This window comes from uncultured Clostridium sp., from assembly GCF_963527835.1.
GTDB lineage: Bacteria > Bacillota > Clostridia > Clostridiales > Clostridiaceae > Clostridium.
This window is the reverse complement of the sequence record NZ_CAURTC010000043.1, coordinates 23,674-30,493: the sequence shown is the minus strand read 5'-3', so window position 1 is coordinate 30,493 and position 6,820 is coordinate 23,674. Positions and strand designations below refer to the sequence as shown.

Below are 6,820 nucleotides of genomic sequence, written 5' to 3'. Positions count from 1 at the left end.
AATTTTGGTACCTCTATTTGTTGTATCTAAAATTATATTAAAAATAAATTAATTTACTATAGCTGAATAGTTACCAAAAATTTAATAATTTATTCGCTAAGTAACAATCATTAAAAATTAATTATTTTTTACAATTTAAGGAATGAATTCATTGATGGATAATAATTCTTATCTAAGCAGAAACATGGAGTTGATAGATTTAAATGTATATAATTTGGCTTATTGGTTAATAATTTAAGTTAAATAGACATTAAAAACTTAAAATACAATTTTGATTTCAAGAATTAATTAAAGCATAAAATCTAAAACCAAGGTTAAAATTTCAAATTAATCAATTTTAATGCTAAAAATCGCTTAGTTTTATTTCGGGAAATATACATTTCCCGAAATAATTGATTAAAAATTCATTTATTGGTATAATATATTTAAATCTTATAGAAATAGATTTAAATTATAATAAATGATGGTGATAAAATATATGAATTATGATATTGAATTTTTAAAAAACAATGACTTACCAGATTCGGTAATAGATTTTTTAAATTACTTAGAAACTATAAAAAATAAATCTACAAATACAATTGCTGCATACAAAAAAGATTTAACTATATTTTTCAGATTTATGAAATTATATCGAGGACTTATTAAAGATAAAAAAATAGAATTTGAAGAAATAGATATTACAGATATTGATGATGAATTCTTAAAAACTATAAAGCTTGGAGATCTGTATGCTTTTATGTCTTTTATAGAAAAATATAGAAATAATAGTGCTTATGCTAGAGCTAGAAAAGTTGCTACATTAAAATCATATTTTAAATTTTTACAAGGCAAAGCTAAGGTAATTGTGGACAACCCCACAACTGAACTAGAATCCCCTAAAATAAACAAAAGGCAACCTGTGTATTTAACACTAGATCAAAGTATACATTTATTATCTTCATTAGATAATAATAATAAAAATTACGCTAGAGATTATTGTATATTAACACTCTTTTTGAATTGTGGAATGCGTCTTTCTGAATTATGTGGTATATCCATTGAGAAAATCAGAAATGATATTTTAACCATCATAGGTAAAGGTAATAAAGAACGTACAGTTTATTTAAATGATGCTTGTTTAAAAGCAATTGAGAATTATATGAGAGTTAGAGATGATTCTAAAGCTTTACCAGAATACAAAAAGTTTTTATTTTTGTCTTCTCATAACAAACCAATAAATCAAAGAACAGTTGAAATAATGATAAAAAAATATATAAAAAATGCTGGCTTAACAGATGGAAAATATACTCCTCATAAACTAAGACATACTGCTGCTACACTTATGTACAAGTATGGAGACGTAGATATAAGAAGTTTACAAAGCATATTAGGTCATGAAAACATTTCGACTACTCAAATTTATACCCATGTGGATGATGAAACATTAAGAGATGCTGTAAAGTCAAATCCATTATCGAAATTATAAAGCATACTCTCCTACTTATAAAAAAAATCTCTATTATTATAAATGTTTAAATTAATAATAATAGAGATTTTTAAATTATGAACAAATTACTTTACATAATATTTATACTGTAATTAACACTTATTATCTTATCGGTTCTCCTAGAGTTTCTTTAAATTGAGTAACATATGCTGGATCATTACCTTCATATACAACTAAAGTATTTCCCTTTTTATAATAATAAGGTTTAGCAGTATAATTTACATTAGCTCCTTCTATTGCCATTCCATCAGTAGATATTTTCTTTACATCTTGTTCTATTTTATTAGCATTATCATATTCATAAACTCTAACATAATCATTTCCAACCATATAATCAGTCTCTGTTCCACTAAAATGATTCTTTTTCTCTCCATTTACTGAAGCCTTAAGTTCATGACCAGCATTTACTACATCATCTTTAAAATTTATGGCTGTATATTTTACAGTTTCTCCAACATTTTTCGTTGTATCTGTAACATTTTTCCCTAAATCTTTAGTATCTTCTTTAACAGTTTCTCCTGCTCCCTTCATGTTTGTTTTAGTATTATTAGAAGTATTCTTATATCCACATCCTATAAACATTGAACATGATAGCAACGTAGCCATTAGTACAGCTAAAATTGATTTTCTTTTCATAAATCTTACACCTCGTTCCTAATTAATATTTCTAATTTAGTTTGCCAAAAAAACCTTAATATATTCATATTCATTAAAACTACTATACTAGTACAGACATAATAAACATTATGTAAAATATTATAAATAAAAAAGATGAAATAACTCATAATACAAAGCTATTTCATCCAGCAAGATTTTAAATAAATAAATTTCCAAACGATTTACCAAAGTGATTTAAATTTTCAGAGTTGCTACCCTCATATCGTATAAGCAATTTGCCTTGTTTATAATAATGAGATATATTAGAGAATTCATCGTTTATTCCATTTTTTTTCAATTCTGAAAGCGTCATTATGTCTCCATGCAAATCATTACGTGTATTGTATTGATATACATATACTTTATCATTGCCAAGGCTATATGAAGTTGCAACAGATGATCCAGGTAAATTTTCTTCCACTGAGTAATTAGTAATATCATATCCTGAACCCTTCATATTGTCTACAAATTTAGCTGTATCAAAGTGAAATTCTTGACCAACTTCATTGATTCCTTGATTTATTTTACTTGCAGCACGGTTATTGCTATTCCCTGTTGTTCTATTGTTTGAGCCACTACATCCAATCATAAAAAATGATGTAGACATTAGAGTCATTAATGCTAATGCTAAAATTGATTTCTTTTTCATAAAAGTTACACCTCTTTTCCACAACTATTTTAATAATAGTTTGCTTTAAAAAAGGATATATATACATTTTTATGCTTTGTTTTTGAATTTTCTTACACCTGGATATACTTCTTCGGTAAGATCTTCTATACTATCTTCATTAAGTAATTCATTATCATCTAAATATTCAATATGATCGAATGCATCTTCATATTCTGTTTCTTTTGTAATATCAAATTCATCAGAATTTAATCCTTTAGATGCGATAAATTTAGAATAAGCATCTTTTAAATCTAAATTATTTTCTTCTAATTCTTCTATTTGCTCTTCGCTAAGAGATGATTTTAAGTTGTTTAAGAATTCTTCTTCTAACATCTTATTTTCATCTTTAGTTTTTGCAATTTCTTCTATCTTTATAGCTTTAATGTCTACTCCATCTATTTCTAAGCATTTACCACAATTATCACATATTTTATTTTCATATACATCGCAATAATCATCATCAGTATATTTTTTTTTCATTATTAAGCACCCTCATTTCTATTATGAAATCGTCATTACATTATATCAAAACCATAAATTTAAATCAAATGAAATATGAAATTTAATTAAGACATACAGAACATAAGTTTGTTATATTATAAAAGCTATGTTATAATAACACTAAGATAGAGAGGTGTAATATCAATGATAGAGAGCAAAGACAGACAAAAAGAAATTTATGAGTTTTTAAAATTATATATAGAAAATAAGGGATATCCACCTTCAGTAAGAGAAATATGCGAAGCTGTTTCATTAAGATCTACCTCTACTGTACATGGTCATTTAAAAAGATTGGAAAAAAAGGGACTAATTAGAAGAGATCCAACGAAACCAAGAGCATTAGAAATAGTTAAAAATAATAGAGATAAAAAAGAAATGATAAACATACCTATAGTTGGTAAAATTACAGCTGGTATGCCTATATTAGCAACCGAAAATATAGAAGATTCATTTCCTATACCTCTTGATTATATAAAACATGATAATGAATTATTTATGTTAAGAGTATCTGGTGAAAGTATGATTAATGCTGGAATAAGAGATAATGATTTAGCAATTATTGAAAGTTGTCAAACTGCATTAAACGGAGATATCGTTGTTGCATTAATAGATGAAGAAGCAACGATTAAACGATTTTTTAAAGAAGAAGATCATATAAGACTACAACCTGAAAATGATTCTATGGATCCAATAATAGTTGATAATTGTTCTGTTTTAGGCAAGTTAGTTGGAATATTTAGAGCATACTAATCTAACTGATTAAACTTTAAATAACACAATTTAGTCTTTATTAAATTAATGGATTGAATTAATTTATATGCTTTAATTAGTGTTGAAAATTAAAAAGCTGAAATACTAAGTTATACTTTAGTATTTCAGCTTTTTAATATGCAGTATTTATTATAAACGCTAATAAAATTTTAATTATTTTACTTCAAGTACTTTACTTAGTCCTATTAAAATACCTATTTTACCATGATCAAAATTTAATCCACCTTGCATATAAGCAATATAAGGTTCTCTTATTGGACCATCTGCAGATAATTCAATTGTTGATCCAGATATAAATGCGCCAGCTGCCATTATTATTTCGCTATCATATCCAGGCATTGCCCATGGTTCACACACAGCAAATGCATCAATTGGTGAAGCTGCTTGAATTCCGTTACAAAATTGAATTAATTTTTTAGGATCACCAAATTCTATAGCTTGTATTATGTCAGTTCTTTTATCAGTTGATGCTGGGAATCCTTTAAATCCAGCAAGTTCCATTGTTTTGGCACAGAATATTGCTGTTTTTACAGCTTCCATAGAAACGTGTGGTGCTGAAAATAACCCTTGATATAAACTTCTCATAAGTCCATAAGTCGCACCATACTCTCCTCCTATTCCAGGAACAGTAAATCTATAAGATGCTTGTTCAACATATTCTTTTTTACCAACTATATATCCACCACCTGGAGCAATACCTCCACCTATGTTTTTCATAAGAGATCCTGCCATAAGATCTGCTCCGACTTCTGTTGGTTCAATTTCTTCGATAAATTCTCCATAACAGTTATCTACAAATATTACAACATCTTCTCGTACTTCCTTTATACATTTTATTACTTCTTCAATTTCTGAAACTAAGAAAGATTTTCTAGAAGCATATCCTGTACTTCTTTGTATATGTATTAGTTTTATAGATTTATCACTTTTTAATGTTTCTTTAATTTTATCGAATTTAAATTTTCCATTCTCATCTAATTCAATAACATCTGTTTTTATATTATATTCATCTAATGAACCCTTAGTTTTTTTATCAGCAAGTCCTAATACTCCTAAAAGTGTGTCATAAGGCATTCCTGAAACACAAAGTATTTTATCACCTGGTCTTACATTTCCAATCATAGCAGCACCTATAGCATGAGTTCCACTTACAAAGTTAGGTCTAACTAATCCTAATTCTGTTTTAAATATTCTGGCATAAACTCTATCTAAAGTATCTCTTCCAAAGTCATCAAGGCCATATCCTGTCGTATTAGTAAAATGTGATTCACTTATTCTCTCTTCTTGAAAAGCCTTTAATACTTTAAGTTGATTAAATTCTCTTATTTCATCATATTCTTCAAAGATATCCTCTGTTTCTTTTAGAGCTTGTTTATATAATTTAAATGCTTTCTCACTAACATTGTAATTATTAATTAGAAATTCTTCTGTTTTCTTTAACATTTTGGTATATTCTCCTCCTAGGTATTATAAATATATTTTCTCAAAAATAAATAGGCAATTAATTGCCTATTTATTTTAGCTTTCATTATCTACAAATAAAATTGGTTTTTCTGGAGTTACAGTGGTTATTGCATGTTTATATATAAGCATTTGTTTACCCTCAGAATCTAAAATAACAGTAAAACTGTCAAAGCCTTTTACAGTTCCATTTAATTTAAAACCAGTTGAAAGGTATATTGTTACAGGTATTTTGTTTTTTCTTGCACTGTTTAAAAATATGTCTTGTAGATTATTTTGTTGCTTATTCATAAAACCATATTTACCTCCATTTTATTAATTCTCTTTATACCATTATAAACCTAGTTATTTGTTATGTCATCAATAATTTTACTTAATATTTCCTCATCAGATAAAACATCTTTATCTAGAAAAGTACATCTAGGATCTCTTCTAAACCAAGTTAATTGTCTCTTAGCATAATTTCTTGAACCTTGCTTTATTAAATTAATAGCTTCATCTAATGATATTTTTCCATCTAAATAATAAAGTATTTCTTTATATCCTATTCCTTGCATAGACTGCATATCAGAAGTATATCCAAGTTCTTTTAGTTCTATGCACTCATCAATAAGCCCATTTTCAATCATGATGTCAACTCTCTTATTAATTCTATTATATAATTTTTCTCTATCCATAGTTAATACATAATAAAATACATTATAATCTGTTTTGTAGAAATCATCTCCTACATTATATGAACTAAAAGGCTTTCCTGAAATTTTATAAACTTCAAGAGCTCTTATTACTCTTTTTCTATTATTAGGATGTATATCTCTATAACTTATTTCATCTATTTCTTTAAGCATTTCATGAACATAGTTATTGCCATTAGCTTCTGCGAGTGATTCTAAATAAGCTCTATACTCATCATCTTTTTCAGATTCTGTAAAAGTAACATTACAAGTTAAAGAATTTATATAAAGACCTGTTCCCCCAACTATCATAGGAAGCTTTTCCTTAGTTATAATTTCTTTTATTGCTTTTTCACCTATATTTTTAAAATCTGCAACTGAAAATTCCACTTCTGGAGAAACAATGTCTATCATATGATGCTTTATATCTCTCATCTCTTCTTTTGTAACTTTAGCTGAACCTATATCCATCTTCTTGTATATTTGCATTGAATCTGCTGATAGTATCTCTCCATTTAATTTCTCTGCAAGTTTTATTGAAAGTTCTGTTTTTCCAACAGCTGTGGGACCTCCAAGAACTAAAATCTTTTGTTTCAT

The 6,820-nt window shown here is 26.8% G+C and carries 8 protein-coding genes; 2 read left to right on the top strand and 6 right to left on the bottom strand.

The features are described from left to right. The first annotated feature begins 478 nt into the window (after nt 1–478). Nucleotides 479–1,468: a tyrosine recombinase XerC gene (locus tag RYM86_RS15925; RefSeq protein WP_315081714.1), complete on the top strand. Its 990-nt coding sequence runs from the start codon at nt 479–481 to the stop codon at nt 1,466–1,468. A 123-nt stretch (nt 1,469–1,591) separates the two neighbouring features. Here RYM86_RS15925 and RYM86_RS15920 read toward each other — a convergent pair whose 3' ends face one another. The 3 genes from RYM86_RS15920 to RYM86_RS15910 form a co-directional block, all read right to left on the bottom strand. Beyond that, nucleotides 1,592–2,125 (bottom strand): YtxH domain-containing protein, encoded by a 534-nt coding sequence (locus RYM86_RS15920; RefSeq protein WP_315081713.1) that lies wholly within the window; start codon nt 2,123–2,125, stop codon nt 1,592–1,594. A gap of 178 nt (nt 2,126–2,303) precedes the next feature. Further along, nucleotides 2,304–2,795, bottom strand: a complete 492-nt coding sequence (locus RYM86_RS15915; protein ID WP_315081712.1) for a hypothetical protein — start codon at nt 2,793–2,795, stop codon at nt 2,304–2,306. Nucleotides 2,796–2,864: 69 nt separating this feature from the next. Further along, entirely contained in the window at nt 2,865–3,296 is a 432-nt protein-coding gene (locus RYM86_RS15910) for a hypothetical protein (RefSeq protein ID WP_315081711.1), read from the bottom strand. A gap of 165 nt (nt 3,297–3,461) precedes the next feature. Between RYM86_RS15910 and lexA the strand changes: the two genes are divergently transcribed. Beyond that, nucleotides 3,462–4,067 carry a transcriptional repressor LexA gene (lexA, locus tag RYM86_RS15905; RefSeq protein WP_315081709.1) on the top strand — a complete coding sequence of 202 codons (606 nt, stop codon included), beginning with the start codon at nt 3,462–3,464 and terminating at the stop codon, nt 4,065–4,067. 174 nt (nt 4,068–4,241) lie between these two features. Here the strand turns inward: lexA and RYM86_RS15900 are convergent, their stop codons facing one another. From RYM86_RS15900 to miaA, 3 genes are all read right to left on the bottom strand, one after another. Further along, on the bottom strand, nt 4,242–5,531 hold the full coding sequence (locus RYM86_RS15900) for a methionine gamma-lyase family protein (protein WP_315081708.1): 1,290 nt from the start codon (nt 5,529–5,531) through the stop codon (nt 4,242–4,244). A 75-nt stretch (nt 5,532–5,606) separates the two neighbouring features. After that, nucleotides 5,607–5,840 (bottom strand): RNA chaperone Hfq, encoded by a 234-nt coding sequence (hfq, locus tag RYM86_RS15895; protein ID WP_017354250.1) that lies wholly within the window; start codon nt 5,838–5,840, stop codon nt 5,607–5,609. A gap of 50 nt (nt 5,841–5,890) precedes the next feature. Beyond that, nucleotides 5,891–6,820: a tRNA (adenosine(37)-N6)-dimethylallyltransferase MiaA gene (gene miaA / locus RYM86_RS15890; protein ID WP_315081706.1), complete on the bottom strand. Its 930-nt coding sequence runs from the start codon at nt 6,818–6,820 to the stop codon at nt 5,891–5,893.